Below are 618 nucleotides of genomic sequence, written 5' to 3'. Positions count from 1 at the left end.
GCCATCGAAGTCATTTAGCGCCAACTGATTGAGGGCCATTTTGCGTGGTCAGCATGACCTTTTCATAGTCGTAGCCATCGTAGCGGCGCAGCTTGTCGTTGATGATGCTGCCCCAGTGATCGCCCATTGCAGCAAGCAACTTGTCGCCAGTGGTCTGGATTGTGTCCTGGCGTTCGATAATCATCTGTTCGGCGCTGCGCCAAGTGGTCTGGCTTTGCGCAAAATCGCCGCCGGCACTGAGTACGGCGCCTTTTTCGAAGTAGTAGAGCAGGTCTTTTTCCGGATCCGGATTGTTCGCTTCGATCACCGACAGGGCACCTTCGATGTTGCCGTTTTTGAGCGGCGCGGTGGTCTGTTGCAGCTCCAGATCGTAATTCCGATACGCACCGCAACCGTTCAGTTGCACAACGGTGGCGATCAACAGGGGTAGCAGCAAGCTATGGCGCATGAAGAGGGTTCGTCCTTGAGCGGCAAATGCAATGAGGTGGCGCAGTATAGAGCGGTAGTGGCCAAGTGATTCTTCCGTTTTCGCAGGTTCATGGCACCCGTCCCAGGTGGCGTACGTCGACAACGCTTGAGTGAAAAGCGTTCGAAGTGAACAATATGTAACTTCGCATT

The 618-nt window shown here is 54.4% G+C and carries 1 pseudogene; it reads right to left on the bottom strand.

The features are described 5' to 3' along the window. Nucleotides 1-448, bottom strand: a pseudogene (locus tag HT737_RS30665) (hypothetical protein); the annotation flags it as partial. Nucleotides 449-618 lie beyond the last annotated feature (170 nt).

The sequence above is a fragment of the Pseudomonas sp. MD195_PC81_125 genome (assembly GCF_014060985.1).
Classification (GTDB): Bacteria; Pseudomonadota; Gammaproteobacteria; order Pseudomonadales; family Pseudomonadaceae; genus Aquipseudomonas; species Aquipseudomonas parakoreensis.
This window is presented reverse-complemented; position numbering and strand designations above follow the sequence as displayed.